At 64.4% G+C, this 14781-nt stretch carries 17 protein-coding genes and 1 riboswitch; of the genes, 9 read left to right on the top strand and 8 right to left on the bottom strand.

Annotation, left to right across the window (positions count from 1 at the left end; all coding sequences use genetic code 11):
- Positions 1–8: 8 nt before the first annotated feature.
- Both FJ546_RS11000 and FJ546_RS10995 read right to left on the bottom strand, forming a co-directional pair.
- On the bottom strand, positions 9–1199 hold the full coding sequence (locus FJ546_RS11000; protein ID WP_140889357.1) for an aminotransferase class V-fold PLP-dependent enzyme: 1191 nt from the start codon (positions 1197–1199) through the stop codon (positions 9–11).
- Positions 1200–1323: 124 nt separating this feature from the next.
- A complete protein-coding gene (locus FJ546_RS10995; protein ID WP_095773001.1) occupies positions 1324–1944 on the bottom strand; it encodes a response regulator transcription factor in 621 nt (206 codons plus the stop codon).
- A 426-nt stretch (positions 1945–2370) separates the two neighbouring features.
- Between FJ546_RS10995 and mgtE the strand changes: the two genes are divergently transcribed.
- Positions 2371–3783 carry a magnesium transporter gene (mgtE, locus tag FJ546_RS10990; RefSeq protein WP_140889356.1) on the top strand — a complete coding sequence of 471 codons (1413 nt, stop codon included), beginning with the start codon at positions 2371–2373 and terminating at the stop codon, positions 3781–3783.
- 133 nt (positions 3784–3916) lie between these two features.
- Positions 3917–4303, top strand: coding sequence for a MerR family DNA-binding transcriptional regulator (locus FJ546_RS10985; RefSeq protein ID WP_127853732.1), 387 nt, complete (start codon positions 3917–3919; stop codon positions 4301–4303).
- A 6-nt stretch (positions 4304–4309) separates the two neighbouring features.
- Here FJ546_RS10985 and FJ546_RS10980 read toward each other — a convergent pair whose 3' ends face one another.
- Both FJ546_RS10980 and FJ546_RS10975 read right to left on the bottom strand, forming a co-directional pair.
- On the bottom strand, positions 4310–4786 hold the full coding sequence (locus FJ546_RS10980; protein ID WP_140889355.1) for an isoprenylcysteine carboxylmethyltransferase family protein: 477 nt from the start codon (positions 4784–4786) through the stop codon (positions 4310–4312).
- A complete protein-coding gene (locus FJ546_RS10975) occupies positions 4783–5781 on the bottom strand; it encodes a DUF1624 domain-containing protein (protein WP_140889354.1) in 999 nt (332 codons plus the stop codon). Before FJ546_RS10975 ends, FJ546_RS10980 begins: the two co-directional genes overlap by 4 nt.
- A 209-nt stretch (positions 5782–5990) precedes the next feature.
- Here FJ546_RS10975 and FJ546_RS10970 point away from each other — a divergent pair, with 209 nt between their 5' ends.
- Complete coding sequence (locus FJ546_RS10970; RefSeq protein WP_140889353.1) at positions 5991–7190, top strand: MFS transporter; 1200 nt, start codon at positions 5991–5993, stop codon at positions 7188–7190.
- A gap of 3 nt (positions 7191–7193) precedes the next feature.
- On the opposite strand, the gene FJ546_RS10965 is transcribed toward FJ546_RS10970, so the two are convergent.
- On the bottom strand, positions 7194–8369 hold the full coding sequence (locus FJ546_RS10965) for an aromatic ring-hydroxylating dioxygenase subunit alpha (protein ID WP_140889352.1): 1176 nt from the start codon (positions 8367–8369) through the stop codon (positions 7194–7196).
- Positions 8370–8500: 131 nt separating this feature from the next.
- Positions 8501–8699, top strand: a riboswitch (cobalamin riboswitch).
- A 32-nt stretch (positions 8700–8731) separates the two neighbouring features.
- On the opposite strand from FJ546_RS10965, the gene FJ546_RS10960 reads away from it, so the two are divergent.
- The 4 genes from FJ546_RS10960 to cobO are packed head-to-tail and all read left to right on the top strand — an operon-like array spanning position 8732 to position 10869.
- Positions 8732–8911 carry a CbtB domain-containing protein gene (locus FJ546_RS10960; protein ID WP_140889351.1) on the top strand — a complete coding sequence of 60 codons (180 nt, stop codon included), beginning with the start codon at positions 8732–8734 and terminating at the stop codon, positions 8909–8911.
- A gap of 15 nt (positions 8912–8926) precedes the next feature.
- On the top strand, positions 8927–9745 hold the full coding sequence (locus FJ546_RS10955; RefSeq protein ID WP_140889350.1) for a CbtA family protein: 819 nt from the start codon (positions 8927–8929) through the stop codon (positions 9743–9745).
- Positions 9738–10253, top strand: a complete 516-nt coding sequence (cobU, locus tag FJ546_RS10950) for a bifunctional adenosylcobinamide kinase/adenosylcobinamide-phosphate guanylyltransferase (protein WP_140889349.1) — start codon at positions 9738–9740, stop codon at positions 10251–10253. The genes FJ546_RS10955 and cobU overlap by 8 nt, the downstream gene beginning before the upstream one ends.
- Position 10254: 1 nt before the next feature.
- On the top strand, positions 10255–10869 hold the full coding sequence (gene cobO / locus FJ546_RS10945) for a cob(I)yrinic acid a,c-diamide adenosyltransferase (RefSeq protein WP_140889348.1): 615 nt from the start codon (positions 10255–10257) through the stop codon (positions 10867–10869).
- Here cobO and cbiB read toward each other — a convergent pair.
- Positions 10866–11840 carry an adenosylcobinamide-phosphate synthase CbiB gene (gene cbiB, locus FJ546_RS10940; protein ID WP_140889347.1) on the bottom strand — a complete coding sequence of 325 codons (975 nt, stop codon included), beginning with the start codon at positions 11838–11840 and terminating at the stop codon, positions 10866–10868. The two genes, cobO and cbiB, sit on opposite strands and share 4 nt — an antisense overlap.
- Between cbiB and cobD the strand changes: the two genes are divergently transcribed.
- Together cobD and FJ546_RS10930 are read left to right on the top strand one after the other, a co-directional pair.
- Positions 11839–12885: a threonine-phosphate decarboxylase CobD gene (gene cobD / locus FJ546_RS10935; RefSeq protein WP_140889346.1), complete on the top strand. Its 1047-nt coding sequence runs from the start codon at positions 11839–11841 to the stop codon at positions 12883–12885. The genes cbiB and cobD overlap by 2 nt on opposite strands.
- Positions 12882–13430: a tyrosine phosphatase family protein gene (locus FJ546_RS10930; RefSeq protein ID WP_140889345.1), complete on the top strand. Its 549-nt coding sequence runs from the start codon at positions 12882–12884 to the stop codon at positions 13428–13430. Before cobD ends, FJ546_RS10930 begins: the two co-directional genes overlap by 4 nt.
- 84 nt (positions 13431–13514) lie before the next feature.
- On the opposite strand, the gene FJ546_RS10925 is transcribed toward FJ546_RS10930, so the two are convergent.
- On the bottom strand, positions 13515–14318 hold the full coding sequence (locus tag FJ546_RS10925) for a creatininase family protein (RefSeq protein WP_140889344.1): 804 nt from the start codon (positions 14316–14318) through the stop codon (positions 13515–13517).
- Positions 14319–14372: 54 nt separating this feature from the next.
- Complete coding sequence (locus tag FJ546_RS10920) at positions 14373–14756, bottom strand: RidA family protein (RefSeq protein WP_140889343.1); 384 nt, start codon at positions 14754–14756, stop codon at positions 14373–14375.
- Positions 14757–14781 lie beyond the last annotated feature (25 nt).

Below are 14781 nucleotides of genomic sequence, written 5' to 3'. Positions count from 1 at the left end.
CGGCTCCTTCAGGCGGCTTCGGCGACCGGCACGGCGGCCGAGGCGCGGAAATGCTGGATGGCGGCGCCGACGCCGGAGCCCGGCGCCAGCCTGACGCTGCAATCGAGCAGCGCCATTTCGGCCGCCGACAGCGAGGCGAGCACCATCACCTCGTTCAGCCAGCCGAGATGGCCGATGCGGAAGACCTTGCCCATCACCTTGTTGAGGCCACCGCCGAGCGACGTTTGGTAGGTACGGTAGGCGCGCTTGACGATGTCGGCGCTGTCGATGCCTTCCGGCACCAGAATGGCGCTGACCGTATCGGAGTGCCATTTCGGCGCCTTGGCGCAGAGTTTCAGCCCCCAGGCGTCGACCGCCCTGCGCACGCCTTCGGCGAGGCGATGATGGCGGGCGAAGATGTTGTCCAGCCCTTCCTCGGCGATCAGGTCGAGCGAGGCGCGCAGGCCGCGCAACAGCTGCGTCGCCGGCGTATAGGGGAAATAGCCGGCATCGTTGGCGCGGATCATGTCCTCGAAGGAGAAGAAGCAGCGCCGGTGGGTGGCGGTTCGCGAAGCAACAAGCGCCTTCTTGCTGACGGAGAGGAAACCGAGGCCGGCGGGCAGCATGAAACCTTTCTGCGAGCCGCTGACGGCGCAGTCGACGCCCCATTCCTCCTGGCGGAAATCGATCGAGCCGATCGACGACACGCCGTCGACGAAGAGCAGGGCAGGGTGGTTGGCATCGTCGAGCGCGGCGCGGCAGCCGGCAACATCGCTGGTCACGCCGGTCGCCGTCTCGTTCTGCGTGCAGAAGACGGCCTTGATGCGGTGCGCCTTGTCCGCCTTCAGCCGCTCGGCATAGAGCTCGAGCGGCACGCCGGTGCCCCATTCGCAGTCGATGACATCGACCTCGAGGCCGAGGCGCTCGGCCATGTCGACCCATAGATGCGAGAACTGGCCGAAGCGCGACATCAGCACGCGGTCGCCGGGACTGAGCACATTGGTCATCGCCGCTTCCCAGGCGCCGGTGCCCGAGGACGGGTAGATGAAGACGCGGCCGGTCTCGTTCTTGAAGACTGTCTTGATGTCCTCGAACAGCGGCAAAGTGAGATCCGGGAAGGACGCGGCACGCATGTCCTCCATCGGCAGGTTCATCGCCTGCCGGACCTGTTCGGGGATGTTGGTCGGTCCGGGAATGAAGAGATGGGTGAAACCGGCCATGGTGCGAACTCCTCCTGATCCAGCAAAGCGGTGGGGGGGAGTTTCGTTTCGACGGCTAAAGCCGACAACACCTTGGCGGGTAAGATCTCGCCGCGCGCGGGTGGGGCGGGCCTACCCGGTTGGCCTACCCGAAAGGCTGCTTCTGGGTGCGCCTCTCGCGCGCATAGAGCGCGACGGCCATCGCCCGGTTGCGGACGTCGAGCTTGTCGTAGAGATTCTTCAGGTGGTACTTCACCGTGTTCTCGGAAATGCCGGTGCGCGTGGCGATCTGCAGGTTGGTCCAGCCGTCGGAAAGCACCGCCAGCAGCTCGCGCTCACGCACCGTGAGCTGCGCGAGCGGCGTGTCGTTGACCTTGTTGATGTCGATATAGGGGATGCAGATGCGGCCGTGCGCCACTGCCAGGATCGTGTCGAAGATGATGGCCGGATCGTCGAACTGGAAACAATAGCCCTGCGCCCCCAGCCGTACGCATTGCTTCAGGATGCCGATGTCATGGTCGTTGGAAAAGACGGTGATGCGCACGTCGAGCTTGCGGCTCTGGACCTCGGCCAGCACATCCGCGCCGTCCATGTCGGCGAGCTTCCAGCCGATGATTGCGACGTCGAATCCACCCTTCGCCGCCAGATCCAGGAATTGCTTGCCGCTCTGCACGCTGCCCAACAAGTCGAACCGGCCATCGCATTCGAGCATCTCGCGCAGCGCCGATATGACGAATGGATTGCGTTCGGCGACGACAATGCGCATGCGCCGGTCGCCAATTGCCTTGCTCGTTTTCCCGGGCTTGCTGTTCAAGGGCCGTTTTTGTCCTGAGGTGGTTGTGCCGAAACTCCGAGGTCAGGCTTCAGGCCTGGACCCGTACCATGACAATTCTGCCCCAATCGCGCCGGGGTGCTCTTTCCCCAGCGACATCGGCTGTCGCGCCGTCCGAAGCCGCGATTCGCTGGTTGCCGATGGGGCAGGCACCGCCAGGGCAGACGTCCGGCGATACGCTCACCATGTGGCACGGAACCAGCGTTTCGTTTGATATTCCGTGCCTTAGAGCGATAAGTTCTCAAATCGAATCGCGTCTGCAGGTGAGATGCATAGGATTTCCGCGGAACCGGTTTCCGCTTTAAGGTCCGATGCTCTAGACCTGAGACACGATTTTTCCGGGAATGGCGGGAGGCGCTGTTGGAGGACAAGCAGACGATCTCCGCCAAGGCGTCCGACGACATCCACGCTGATATCTATGGCGAGGACGGTGCGGTCCTTTCGTCCTTCCTTGCCCAGATCGGCGCCGCGATCGCCGACCGTGATACGCCGACCCTCAAGCATGAAGTCGACCATCTCCACCAATCGGAACTCGGCGACCTGATCGAGGCGCTGCATCCCGAACAGCGGCGCGCCCTGGTCGAACTGCTGGGCGCCGATTTCGACTTCTCCGCTCTGACCGAGGTCGACGAGGCGATCCGCATGGAGATCGTCGATCACCTGCCAAATGCGCAGATCGCGCAGGCGGTGCAGGAACTCGATTCCGACGACGCCGTCTACATTCTCGAAGACCTCGAAAAGGAAGACCAGGACGAGATCCTGTCTCAACTGCCGTTCACCGAACGGATCAGGCTGCGCCGTTCGCTGGACTATCCCGAAGAGACCGCCGGGCGGCGCATGCAGACGGAGTTCGTCGCGGTGCCGCCGTTCTGGACCATCGGCCAGACCATCGATTACATGCGTGAGGACAAGAATCTTCCCGACCGTTTCAGCCAGATCTTCGTCATCGATCCGACCTTCAAGCTCGTCGGCGCCATCGATCTCGACCAGATCCTGCGCACCAAGCGCGCGGTCAAGGTCGAGGATGTCATGCATGAGACGCGCCACGCCATTCCGGCGACCATGGATCAGGAAGAGGCGGCGCGCGAATTCGAGCAGTACGACCTCTTGTCGGCCGCCGTCGTCGACGAGAACGAGCGGCTGGTCGGCGTGCTGACCATCGACGATGTCGTCGACGTCATTCAGCAGGAAGCCGAGGAAGATCTGCTGCGCATGGGCGGCGTCGGCGACGAGGAACTCTCCGACACGGTGTTTGCAACCTCGCGTTCCCGGGTTCCCTGGCTGCTCGTCAACCTTGTCACGGCATTCCTGGCGGCATCGGTGATCGGGCTGTTCGACCACACGATCGAGCGGATCGTGGCGCTCGCCGTGCTGATGCCGATCGTGGCCGGCATGGGCGGCAATGCCGGTTCGCAGACCATGACCGTCACCGTGCGGGCGCTGGCGACGAAGGATCTCGACATCTACAACGCCGCCCGAATCATCCGCCGCGAAGTGGGGGTGGGCTTCATCAACGGCGTTGTCTTTGCCGTTTTGATCGGCATCGTCGCCGCCCTGTGGTTTCGTGATCCCAATCTGGGCGGGATCATCGGCGCGGCGATGATCATCAACATGTTCGCGGCCGCCCTTGCCGGTATCCTGATCCCGCTCATGCTCGACCGATTCAATATCGATCCGGCCGTGGCGTCGGCGGTTTTCGTCACCACCGTCACCGACTGCGTCGGCTTTTTCGCCTTCCTCGGCCTCGCAAGCTGGTGGTTCGGCGTCAGGTAGCCTCAATTGACTTTTACGTAAATGCCGTGCGAGGCTCGCGCGGGGGCCATGTCGATTCCGGCGGGCAAGGGTTTGGTTCGGGACGGGAGGCAGCGCCGCGTGGCGTTGCCCAGGGTTCGGACATGGAGCGACGATGCGGGAATATTACTCGATCACCGAACTGACCCGCGAATTCGACGTGTCGACGCGGACGCTGCGTTTCTACGAGGACGAGGGGCTGGTGCAGCCGGTGCGGCGCGGCCGCACGCGGCTGTTTCGCCCGTCCGATCGCCATCTCATCCGGCAGATCATGCGCGGAAAGCGACTCGGTTTCTCGATCAACGAGATCCGCGAAATCATCCAGATGTACAAGGAGCCGCCGGGCGAGGTCGGGCAACTGAAGCTGATGATCAAGCGCATCGAGGAAAAGCGCGAGGATCTGCGCCAGAAGCGCCGCGATCTCGAGGAGACGCTGGCCGAGCTCGACCAGGCCGAGGAATCCTGCGTCGAGCGGCTGGCGGAGCTCGGCGTCAATACGTAACGCCGCTCAGATCCAGCGCCGCACCCTTTTGGCGTAATCGCGGTATTTCTTGCCGAACTTCGCCGCCAGCATCTTTTCCTCACGCTCGATGGCGAGCTTCTGCGTGGCGAAGGCCGCGATAAACGCCAGCGGCAGGAACCAGACGATCCCCGTGACAAAGGCGACGCCGATCAAAAGCAGCGTGTTGGCGAGATACATCGGGTTGCGGGTGACGCCGAATGGGCCTGTGGTGACGAGGTGGTCCGGCATCGCATTGGGGTTGAGCGTCGTTCTGGCCCGGACCATGGTGCGGATGGCGGTGAACCAGAGCGCCGCGACGGCGAACAGCGCCACCCAACCGGCCGCGAACAGCAAATCGCCCAGCAGATCGCCGATCCAGGGCAGCGGATAGAGCAGTCCGAGAATGACGCTGATGGCGATTGCCGCGACGTAGATCACCGGAGGCCACGGTATCACACCGGGCTTCGGCTGGGTTTCGGTCATTGCGTTCCTCCCTCGTTCATCTTGTCCTCGGTCTGGCCCGTGCAGCTGGCGGCCAGATCGCCCAGATGCGCTCGGAATTCCGTAGTCTGGTCGTTGTTCTCGAGCCGATCAAGCGCGGCCTCGCTCTCGAGTCTCGTCAGCATGCAACTGCAATAGCTCGAACAGAAGGTCGCGTTGCGCGTCTGCTCGCAAGAGCGCTGGCAGGTTTTCAGGAAATTGACCTGCACGGTTTCGACCCGGGCCGGCATGACTTGCGAGAACAGCCAGACGCAGCCGATCAGCAGCGGCTGGTGGATCAGGTAGAAAGCCAGGCTGTGGCGGCCGATGAAGACCAGCGGATTGGCCCAGCGGCCCGGCATGAGGCTCGCCAGGCGGGCTCGCAAGCCGGAGGCTGAGGCGAGTTTCGCCACCCCGATGCCGACAAGCACCGCGCCGAACCACGGAAACAGCGGCACATAGTCGTTGGAGCGTGGATTGATCGCCGACAGGCCGATCCACCACAGCCAGGGATGGTCCAGGGCTTCGAAGCGCAGATAGACGGGCGCGGCGATGACCAGCGCGGCAACGACAAGGGTCAGCAGGGCGGGCAGCCGCAGGAAGGCGAGGCCGAGCAGGCTGGCGAGCGCGATCTCGTGCAGGATGCCGAAGAAGATGAACCCATCCGGCGTCGCGATACGGGTGACCGCCGAAATGGCGATCGCCGCTCCGGCGACCATGGCGAAACGCTTCCAGAAACCGTTCCAGCGAATTTGCTGGCCGTGCGCGAGGTAGAGGCTGATGCCAACCAGGAACAGGAAGGTCGAGGCGATGCAGCGTGCGTAGACCTTCCACCAGCCGAAGGCGGTGAGGCCTGGATCGGTATAGCCGAAGAATTCCAGGTCCCAGGTGAAATGGTAGCTCGCCATGGCCAGCAGCGCGATGCCGCGCACGATGTCTATGGCGACGATGCGCCTGGATGGCTCCGGAGCGGGTGCGGTCGGCGTATGGATGGTCATGGTCTCGCGATCTGATTCAGCCCCGCCTGAGAACTATCACGGTTGGACCGGATAGAAGAAGGCCGGGGCGTTGGATCAAGCGACGCTTTAGGCCAGCGCCGGGAAGTCGTTGACCGGCTTCGCTTTTCACGGCCTATGCGTCGGTTTCCTCTTAATCGTCCGGGAACGGCCAAGGCAGATTTGGCCGGTGATTCTGCTTTGGGGAAGCAATGTCCACCCATGTGCGCCATCCGATCTGGCTCCCGGCCCTCAGGGCCGCGGATGCGCGCACCTTCGCCTCGCTCTATGCGGTCGAATCCTTCGCCCGCGCCACGGTGTCGAGCGTCATCCCGATCCAGGCCTACGAGATCCTGCACAATGAGCAGATCGTCTCGATCCTCTACACCATCGTGGCGCTGCTCGGCCTCTCGGTGACCTTGTTCATGCCGATGCTGATCCGCCGCTTTGCCCGGCGCTGGGTCTATACCGCCGGCGCCTGCCTGCTCGCCATCGGCTCGCTGTTCTTCGTCACCCACACGCTGGCCGGGCAATTGGCAGGCATGCTGTGCCGTGTCATGGGCGCCAGTGCGCTTTCGATCACGCTCAACCTCTACATCATGGACCACATCCGCAAGACCGACTTCATGCAGGCCGAATCGCTGCGCATGGCGTGGTCGATGTTTGCCTGGACCGGTGGGCCGACGCTCGGCATCTTCCTCTACACGCGCTTCGGCATCTACGCCGCGCATGGCGCGGTGGCGGTGTTCGCGCTGGCGCTTTTGGCGCTGTTCTGGACGTATCGACTGGGCGACAACCCATCAATCCGGCCCGGCAAGACACGGCCGGCCAATCCGCTCGCCAATATCGGCCGCTTCGTCGCGCAGCCCAGATTGAGGCTTGCCTGGCTGATCGCCTTCGGCCGTTCCTGCTTCTGGACGACGTTCTTTGTCTATGGGCCGCTGTTCATGGTGATCACCGGCGAGGGCAAGCTGGCCGGCGGCTTGCTGGTCTCGGCGGGCAACGCGCTGCTCTTCATGGCGATCTTCTGGGGCAAGGCCGGAAAACGCTTTGGCGGCCGGCGCACCATGACTTTCGCTTATTTCGCCATGTCGGCGATGCTTTTGGCGGCAGGCACGGTCGGAGAGAGCGTGCCGCTGCTCACCGGCGCCTTCCTGCTGTGCGGCGCCTTCTTCACCATAGCGCTCGACGCGCTGGGCTCGACCGCCTTCATGCGTTCCGTGCGCTCCTATGAACGGGCGCAGATGGCGGCGGTCTACCGCACCTATCTCGATTTTTCCGAACTGACGCCGCCGCTTGTCTATTCGGTGGTGCTGGCCTTCTTCGGGCTGGGCTCGGTGTTCGTCACGCTTGGTCTGCTCGCAGCGGTTTGCGGTTTTGTCACGTGGCGATACCTGCCCAGGTCTCTGTGAGGATCATGGCTTCGGTGCAAGCGCCGCATGGCGTTCGCGCACCCAGTTGTGGAAACGGTGCAGGTCATACTCCTCGGGCATGAGCACGCCGGCCTGGTGGCGCATCGAGCGCAGGCCCCTCTGGTTGACTTCGCAGATGGCGGCGTCCTCTTCCAAAACCTGTGTGCCGAAGGCGACGATGTTGTCGATGTCGGTCGCGGCCAGCGCCTCGGGCGCGAACAGCCATTCGGCGATAAGCTCCGTCTGTTCGGGACCGAGCGGCACCAGGCGTACAGTCCTGACATAGTCGACATGACTGACGATGAACATCGAGGGCAGGCTGGTGGCGTAGGTCTGGCCGGCGGCGCGTTCGGCCGGCGTCAACCCGGAAAAGACCGGCCCATGCGTCTTGCCGTCGCGCGACCACGTCTCGGCGCCGGTACGCAGGCCTCCGGAAAACTCCGGCGCGTCATTGTCGGCGTGGCGCGTCCATTCGGGATCGTCGTGCCGGCTCATCAGGCCGCGGCCATAGATCGGTACCAGCCGCGACAGGTCCTTGTGGACGCCCGGGCAGTGCAGGCACTCGTTGAAGTTCTCCCAAAAGATCTTCCAGTTGCAGTGCATCACCTTGCGCAGCACATGGGCCGATACCAGAGTTTCCAGCGGCCAGTTGTCGAGATTGCCGGAGGCCGCATCGAAGGATGCCTGCGCCGAGCCCGCCGCACCCTCCTGCAGATTGATGAACACGAAGCCGCGCCACACCGAGAGCGCGACGCGGTAGAGCGGATGGTCGGCCTTGTCGAAGCCGTCCGGCAGCGATTTCGACGGCACGCGCACGAGGTCGCCGCGCAGCGAATAGGACCAGGCATGATAAGGGCAAGTGATCAGCCGGGCCTTCAGCCGGCCCTCGCTCTCCTGGCAAAGCTGCGAACCGCGATGGCGGCAGGTGTTGTGGAAGGCGCGCAAGGCGCCGGTTTCGTCGCGCAGCACGAGGATGTCCTGCGTGCCGACGCGGAACCGGCGGAAGGCCAGCGGCTGGGCCAGATCGGCCTCGCGGCAGACGAGCAGCCAGTTTTTGTACCAGATGGCGTCGAGGTCGCGCTGGTAGCTCTCACCGTCCCAATAGGCCGATGAGGGCAGGGTCGGTTCGGCCTGGGTCAGGCCATTGTAAGGGGCGCGCTCGCCGGCAATGGGCTGCATGGCTGGCTTCCTGTGAAGCGGCCAGCCGACACCCGACCAGGAGAAATGTCAATTGGCGTGCCCGGAGACGGCATGGCGCAATCGCGCTGTTTGCCGGCGGAATTTGGTTTGCCGCGTGTCGTGATTTTCCCTATAGTCATGCAGTCGTCGGTTCCGTTTTGGAGCCAAGAGGGAATGCGGTGCGGGCGAAATTCTTGCCCAATGCCGTGGCTGCCCCCGCAACTGTATGCGGTAGTCCTCTCCATATGCCACTGAAGATTCGTCTTCGGGAAGGTGGGGAAGGGCGCTGATCCGTGAGCCAGGAGACCTGCCGACGACGGCAAAACTGACAGGCCCTCGGGTGGAGGGTGAAAGGACAAGATATGAATACCGCTTCCGTCTCCCTCGGCACCTCCGTCTCCTCGCAGTCGCGCTTCATGCAGCTGGCGCTCGCCGCGTTGCTCGGCACGTTCATCATCGGCTTTGTCGGCTTCTCGCATATCGATGCGGTCCACAATGCAGGTCATGACAACCGGCATTCGATGGCTTTTCCCTGCCACTGACGAGGATCTGACGTCATGAATCTGTTTCGCAACGTCGTGTTCATCGCGGCGATCGCAGGGCTCGTGGCCGGCGTCGTCCTCGCCTGCATGCAGGCCTATGCCACCGTGCCGCTGATCCTCAAGGCGGAAGTCTACGAGCAGGCCGAAGGCGGCCATAGCCATGACCATGCCGCCGCACCGGCGGCGCCAACTGAGGCCGCCGGGGGCAACGCCACGAGCTCCGCCGCACCGGCGGCATCGAACGCCATGAGCGCCGCCACCCCGGTGCCGGCCGCAGCCGCCGCTCCGGCCGAAGACGAAGGCTGGGCACCGGCCGACGGCTTCGAGCGCTTTGCCTTCAACGTCGTGTCCAATGTCGTCACCGGCATCGGCTTTGCGCTGATCCTGGTCGCGGTTTCGGAATTCGCCGGCGGCATCGGCAATTGGCGCCAGGGCGTGTTCTGGGGTCTTGCCGGCTTTGCCATCTTCACACTGGCGCCAGGTCTCGGTCTGCCGCCGGAACTGCCGGCCATGCCGGCGGCCGACCTCACCCAGCGCCAGATCTGGTGGGTGGCGACGGTGATCGCGACCGCCATAGGGCTCGGCCTGATCGCGTTCCGCAAGTCGCTGCCGCTGGCCATCCTTGCCGTGGCGCTGATCGTTGCTCCGCACATTGTCGGTGCGCCGCAGCCCGACAGCTTCGAGACGCCGATCCCGGAAGGCCTGCACCACCAGTTCGTGGTTGCGGTGACGTTGACCAATCTGGTGTTCTGGCTGGTGCTCGGCGCCGTCGTCGGCGTCGTGCGCGGACGCTTCACCGGCACCGCGACCAGCCTGCGCGACAGCTTTGCCTGACCGCAACAAGCTGACCTTCATCATTGGCGGCGCGCGCTCCGGCAAGAGCGCGCATGCCGAAATCCTGGCGACGGCGTTGCCGTCACCGTGGACCTATATCGCCACCGCGCAAGCCTATGACGACGAAATGCGTGAGCGCATCGCGCTGCACCGCTCGCGGCGCGGCGAAGGCTGGACGACCATCGACGCGCCGCTCGACCTTGCCGGCACCCTCGATGCCTTGCCCGACAACCAGCCGGTGCTGGTCGATTGCCTGACGCTGTGGCTGACCAATCACATGCTGGCCGATCGCGACGTCGGCGCCGAGTGCCGGCGGCTGGCGGATGTGCTGTCGCGGCCGCGCGGCACATGGTTCGTGGTCTCCAACGAAGTCGGGCAAGGTATCGTGCCGGACAATGCCCTGGCGCGCCGTTTTCGCGATGACGCCGGCCGGCTCAACCAGCAGGTCGCGGCGATCGCCGATATTGTTCTGCTGATGGTGGCGGGGCTGCCGCTGAAGGTGAAGTGACATGACCGACATCGACAACAAGGACGAAGAGCGCCATCGCGCCAAGATGGCCAAGCGCAAGGCGGTGCAGGACGCCGAGGTGGCGAGCAAGACGGTCGAAAAGGGCCTGCTGATCGTCAACACCGGTCCGGGCAAGGGCAAGACCACGGCCGCCTTCGGCCTGGCACTGCGGATGCTTGGCTACGGCAAGCGCGTCGGCGTCGTGCAGTTCATCAAGGGCAAATGGCACACTGGCGAGAAGGATGCGTTTGCCGCTTTCGGCGACCGCGTCGTCTGGCACGCAATGGGCGAGGGCTTTACCTGGGAGACGCAGGATCTGAAGCGCGATATCACGGCCGCGGAGGCCGCCTGGACCAAGGCGCTGGAGTTGATCGCCGATCCCTCGATCAGCCTTGTCGTACTCGACGAACTCAACATCGCGCTGCGCTATGATTATCTCGATCTCGACAAGGTGGTTGCGGCGCTGAAGGCGCGGCGCGAGGGTCTACATGTCGTCGTCACCGGCCGCAACGCCAAGCCGGCGCTGGTCGAGGCGGCCGATCTGGTCACCGAGATGGGCGTGACCAAGCATCACTTTTCGGCAGGCGTGAAGGCGCAGCAGGGGATCGAGTTCTAGAACGCAAGAACGGCGATGACCGAAACCACGGCGAACAACGCGATCAGCAAATAATCGGCGATGCGGTAGAGTTTCAGCGCCCGCCTGATGTCGCCGCTGTCGACGTCGCGGCAGCCGCCTTCGCCCATGAAGACGTCATCGACCACGATGCCGCCATAGCTGCGTGGCCCGGCAAGCGCCAGGCCAAGCGCGCCGGCCATGGCCGCTTCCGGCCAGCCGGCATTGGGCGAGCGGTGCTTTTTCGCATCGCGCCATACCGCCTGCCAGGCACTGCGGGGATCGGCGTCCTTGACCAGGAAAGCCGCCAGCACGACCAGCAGCGCCGTCAGCCTCGAGGCAGGCAGGTTGATCCAGTCGTCGAAGCGCGCCGCCGCCCAGCCGAAAGCCTCGTGGCGCGGGGTGCGGTGGCCGATCATCGAATCGGCGGTGTTGGCCGCCTTGTAGGCAGCGCCGCCGGCCAGTCCGCCAACACCGGTCCAGAAGGCGGGGGCGACGATGCCATCGGAAAAATTCTCGGCCAGGCTCTCGATCGCCGCGCGACAGACGGCGGCGCGGTCGAGCGCTTCGGGATCGCGGCCGACTATGCGCGAGACGGCGACCCGGCCCATGGCGAGGCCGCCCGATTCGAGCGAGTCGGCCACGGCCTCGACGTGATCGTAGAGGCTCTTCTGCGATAGCAGCGATGTCGCCAGAAGGGCGGCAATGAAAAACCCCAGCGGAACGAACCAGAGCAGGACAAGCTGCACGCAAAGGCCGATCACCGCCGGCACCAGCACGATGACCAGCAGCGCCTGGACGCCACGTTGGCGACGCAACGCGTCGGGATCAGTGGCGCGGTTGAGCCTCAAGTCGAGAAAGGATATCAGCCTGCCGAACCACGTCACCGGATGGCCGATGGCGCGGAAGAGCCAGTCCGGGTAACCCAGGACGAATTCGACGGCCAAAGACAGGAAAGCGATCAGGACTGACATGAAGCTTCTTGATGGAGGGGTGGACCATGGTGGGAGTCTTGGCCGGGCGAGGGCGCTTTTCCCCAACGCTCCTCTGCCGTTCGTCGACCTTTCGACCGGTATCAACCCGCACTCCTACCCGCTTTTCGACCTGCCCGCCACCTCGCTGTCGCGATTGCCGGAAGCGGGGCGGACCCGGGAGTTGACGGAGATCGCGGCCAGTACCTATGGCTCACCGTCGCCGGCCAATGTCGTCGCGGCGCCCGGCACGCAGATCCTGCTGCCGCGCGTGGCCTCGCTGGTGAGACCCGGCAAGGCATTGGTGCTGGGGCCGACCTATGCCGAGCATGCGCGCGCCGCGGCGATCGCCGGGCACCAGGTGAGCGAAGTCAGCGATTTTGCCGCGCTGGCGGATGCCGACCTTGCGATCATCGTCAATCCGAACAACCCGGATGGGCGCGTCATCGAGCGCGACCGGTTGCTGGCGCTGGCCGCCGGGCTGCGCGCCAGAGGCGGGCTGCTGGTCGTCGACGAGGCCTTCATGGATGTCGGCCCGCGTCAGCACAGCCTCGCCGGCGACGTCGATCAAGGCGGGCTTGTCGTGCTGCGTTCCTTCGGCAAGTTCTTTGGGCTGGCCGGCCTGCGGCTTGGCTTCGCGCTTTCCGATCGCCCAACGGTGGAATTGCTGGAAAGGCAATTCGGGCCGTGGGCAGTGGCCGGTCCAGCGCTGGACTATGGCATTCGCGCGCTTGCCGATATTGGCTGGCAGGACGCGATGCGGGCATCGCTCGCCGAGGCAGCCGCGCGGCTGGACGCATTGTTCGGCCGTTTCGGCGTGCCGGTCGTGGGCGGCACCACGCTGTTCCGCTATATCAGTCTTCCGGATGTCGCCGGCCTGTTTTCGGCGCTTGGCGAGAGGGGCATTCTGCTTCGCCACTTCAACGATCGGCCATTGGTGTTGCGGGCCGGCCTGCCGGGGAGCGAGTTGGAATGGCAGCGGCTCGAATCCGCCCTTGCCGAATGGGCGGCGCGGCGCGAGGATCAATCGAAGGGCTCGAAGCAATGATCCATGTCTGCTCGCTGGCAAAGGTCGAGGAAACGGTGGCAAGGACCGGCGCCGACCGCATGCTGTCGCTGCTCGCCGCCGGAACCGAGGTGGTGCGACCGGCCTCGATTGTCCGGGAAAACCATCTGCATCTGGTCATGCACGACATAGCGGTGGCGCAGGAAGGCATGACCATGCCTGGCGAGGAGCATGTCCGCGACGTGCTCGATTTCGCGCGCCGCTGGGACCGGGCGAAGCCCATGGTCGTGCATTGCTATGCCGGCATCAGCCGCTCGACCGCTTCGGCCTACATCATCGCCGCCGCTCTGGCGCCGACACGCGACGAGGCCGAACTGGCCTGGACGCTGCGGGCGCTGTCGCCCTCGGCGACACCCAATCCACGGCTCATTGCCGTGGCCGACGCGCTGCTGGATCGCAACGGCCGGATGATCGAGGCGATCCAGTCGATCGGGCGCGGCGCCGACGCCTTCGAAGGCACGCCGTTCGCGCTTGATATAGACGGCTGGAGCGTTTCACCGTTTCATGGAAACGGCGAACCACTCTAACGCTTTGTTCTGACGCAATTCCCAAGGGAAAGCGCTACGCGCTTTTCCCGGGAAAACCGCTCACTTTTCCTGGAATTGCTCTAGTTACTTCAGCCAGTCGGCGAGCTTCGCCTTGCGCACATCCCTGAGCAGGCTGATGAAACCGTCGGCCTGATGCTCTGCCGTCAGCCTGCCTTTTTCCGATGTCGCGATGCTGGCGTCGCCAACCACGCCATTGGGGTTAAGGTCACTGGCGATCCAGGCAAAGGCATGGGTGCCGGTGTGGCGCAGCAGCGAAAACTCCTTCTCCGCCACGGCGACGTTGGAAACGAAATTATCGGCCTTGCCCATGTCGACGAGGTCGGGCCGGAAATGCAGCATCAAAGAGGTCTCGACATCGCCGCCATGGATGCCGTGGCGGTCCTCGAGTTCGGTGTACATGCCGGCCGGACGGCCAAAACGCTGCCAGCTCGTCTTCACCGCCAGCATCTTTTCGCGCACACGCAATTCACGCGTGATGATGCCCATGATCTCTTCATTGCCGCCATGCGAATTGACGACGATGAGTTTGCGCACCCCGGCGCGGGCGATTGACACGCCAAGCTCGGTCCAGGCCTCGACCAGCGTCGTTGCCGGCAAGGTGAGCGTGCCCGGCGCATGCAGGTGCTCGTTCGACTTGCCTACCGCCTGGACCGGCAGGATGCGGATGTCGAGATCGTCGGGCAGGCGGGCGATCACCGTGTCGAGCATGCCGTTCATGATCGAAGTGTCGGTCGAGACAGGCAGATGCGGTCCATGCTGCTCGATCGCCGCCACCGGCAGAACGGCGATCGTCGCCTCCGGATCGATCGAGGCGTATTCCGTGGTCCGGTAGTCGCCCCAGCAGACGCGTCTTTTTGCAGCGGTCATGTCATGCCTCTTCGATGAACGGTGAGACCTAGCGCGGCACAGGCCTGCTGTCGATCACCCAGCCGCGATGACCTCGACCTCGACCTTGAATTCGGGGCGGGCAAAGCCGGAAACGATCATCAGCGTCGAGGCCGGCGCGGGGCTCGAAAACAGCCTGTCGCGGACATCCATATAGGGCCGAAGATGCGCGCGGTCGGTGACATAGGCGTTGATGCGCACGATGTCCCCGAGCCCCAGCCCAGCCTCGCCGAGGATTGCCTCGATGTTGCGGAAGCAGAGTTCGGCCTGGGCGCCGGCGTCCTCGGGAATCTGGTCGTCCGCCGTGATCGCCACCTGACCCGAGCACAGCACCAGCCGCTTGCCCGCCGGCACTTCGACGCCGTGGCTATAGCGGGCGAAGGGCGGCTTGATCGACTTCGGGGTGAGGAATCTGAACATGGCAATCTCCTGGATGCCGTCAGCC

Origin of the sequence: Mesorhizobium sp. B2-4-19 (assembly GCF_006441315.1) — a bacterium.
GTDB lineage: Bacteria > Pseudomonadota > Alphaproteobacteria > Rhizobiales > Rhizobiaceae > Mesorhizobium.
The sequence above is the reverse complement of the archived record's forward strand: the minus strand, read 5'-3'. Positions and strand labels throughout refer to the sequence as shown.

Coding starts and splice junctions, on each gene's coding strand:
- FJ546_RS10970 (WP_140889353.1), top strand. CDS start 5,991: ATGTCCACCCATGTGCGCCATCCGATCTGGCTCCCGGCCCTCAGGGCC.
- FJ546_RS10920 (WP_140889343.1), bottom strand. CDS start 14,756: ATGTTCAGATTCCTCACCCCGAAGTCGATCAAGCCGCCCTTCGCCCGC.
- cobO (WP_140889348.1), top strand. CDS start 10,255: ATGACCGACATCGACAACAAGGACGAAGAGCGCCATCGCGCCAAGATG.
- FJ546_RS10960 (WP_140889351.1), top strand. CDS start 8,732: ATGAATACCGCTTCCGTCTCCCTCGGCACCTCCGTCTCCTCGCAGTCG.
- cbiB (WP_140889347.1), bottom strand. CDS start 11,840: ATGTCAGTCCTGATCGCTTTCCTGTCTTTGGCCGTCGAATTCGTCCTG.
- FJ546_RS10955 (WP_140889350.1), top strand. CDS start 8,927: ATGAATCTGTTTCGCAACGTCGTGTTCATCGCGGCGATCGCAGGGCTC.
- FJ546_RS10925 (WP_140889344.1), bottom strand. CDS start 14,318: ATGACCGCTGCAAAAAGACGCGTCTGCTGGGGCGACTACCGGACCACG.
- cobD (WP_140889346.1), top strand. CDS start 11,839: ATGAAGCTTCTTGATGGAGGGGTGGACCATGGTGGGAGTCTTGGCCGG.
- FJ546_RS11000 (WP_140889357.1), bottom strand. CDS start 1,199: ATGGCCGGTTTCACCCATCTCTTCATTCCCGGACCGACCAACATCCCC.
- FJ546_RS10965 (WP_140889352.1), bottom strand. CDS start 8,369: ATGCAGCCCATTGCCGGCGAGCGCGCCCCTTACAATGGCCTGACCCAG.
- FJ546_RS10995 (WP_095773001.1), bottom strand. CDS start 1,944: ATGCGCATTGTCGTCGCCGAACGCAATCCATTCGTCATATCGGCGCTG.
- FJ546_RS10985 (WP_127853732.1), top strand. CDS start 3,917: ATGCGGGAATATTACTCGATCACCGAACTGACCCGCGAATTCGACGTG.
- FJ546_RS10930 (WP_140889345.1), top strand. CDS start 12,882: ATGATCCATGTCTGCTCGCTGGCAAAGGTCGAGGAAACGGTGGCAAGG.
- FJ546_RS10980 (WP_140889355.1), bottom strand. CDS start 4,786: ATGACCGAAACCCAGCCGAAGCCCGGTGTGATACCGTGGCCTCCGGTG.
- FJ546_RS10975 (WP_140889354.1), bottom strand. CDS start 5,781: ATGACCATCCATACGCCGACCGCACCCGCTCCGGAGCCATCCAGGCGC.